Below are 1192 nucleotides of genomic sequence, written 5' to 3' on the forward strand. Positions count from 1 at the left end.
TTGGTGTGGTTGGTGTGGTGTTGGCGGAGTGCTTCTTCGTGGGCGGGGCGTGCGGCGCGGATGTCGGCGAGGACGTCCTCGGCTGAGCGGACCACGTTGCGGGGGTTCTTGAAGCGGGGGATGACGTACTTGCCGAAGAGTTCGATGGAGCGCATGAGCTGGTCGTGGGGGAGGCTGTCGACTCGCAGGACGAGTGCGTCGACGCCCATGTCGGCGTAGCGCTGGACGTGTTCGGCGCAGTGGTCGGGGTCGCCGACCATGAAGCCCTGGGAGTGTTCGAACATGTACTCCTCGTCGTTGAAGTCGATGTCCTTGACGGCGCCCATGTAGGCGTAGTCCTTCGACAGCTTGGAGAGGCGTTCGTAGGCGTCGGTGGAGAGCTTGGCCATCTCGAACAGGGGCTTTGCTTCGGTGCGGGCCTGTGCGGTGGACTCGGCGCAGTGCATTCCGCCGGCGACGGCGACCATCTTGCGCGGGGTGATCGGGTAGGGGTGGTCTGTGGCGGCGAGGGTCTTGTCGTAGAGCTTGACCATGTTCTCGACGAGGTCGTAGCCGAGGTAGAGGCCGCCCATGATGGCGCCGATGCCCATGGAGGCGGCGGTCTCCACGGAACTCGGGCTGCCGGCGGCGGCCGAGATGGGCGGGTAGGGGCCCTGGAGGGGCTTGGGGACGAGGCTGCGGGGCGGGATCTTGTAGTGGTCGCCCACGTAGGAGAACACGTCCTCCAGGAAGGCGCGGCGGATCAGCTCGATGCCTTCGCGCCACTGGGCCTTGTTCTCCGAGGGATCGACCTCGAACGCGCGCAGCGCGAGTGTGGTGTTGCCGCGGCCGGTGCCCAGTTCGACGCGCCCGTTGGACAGGATGTCCTCGGTGGCGACGCGTTCCGCGACGCGCAGGGCATGGTTCATCCGGGTCGGCAGCAGCGTCACGAGGTGGATGAAGCGGATCCGGCTCGTAAGGGCCATCAGGTAGGGGTAGAGCACCTCCGGAGCCGAGACCGAGGCCGTCCCCAGAGCGACGTGCTGCTCGGAACTGCCGAAAGCATCGAAGCCCACCCGCTCCGCCAGCAGCACCTCCTCGATCAGCTCCCGATAGCGGTGCTCATGCGTGAGCCCGACCGGGGTGTCCCCCTCAGTCATGAGGATGAAGTCCATAACGCCCCTTCCACCAAATGTTAATTGCCGATAACGTA

The 1192-nt window shown here is 65.8% G+C and carries 1 protein-coding gene; it reads right to left on the bottom strand.

Translation table 11 applies throughout. The features are described 5' to 3' along the window. Positions 1-1139 (bottom strand): LLM class flavin-dependent oxidoreductase (locus tag ABD339_RS33485; protein ID WP_344570942.1); only part of this gene is annotated, 1139 nt, incomplete at its 3' end. Positions 1140-1192 lie beyond the last annotated feature (53 nt).

Source organism: Streptomyces axinellae, from assembly GCF_039532135.1.
GTDB lineage: Bacteria > Actinomycetota > Actinomycetes > Streptomycetales > Streptomycetaceae > Streptomyces > Streptomyces axinellae.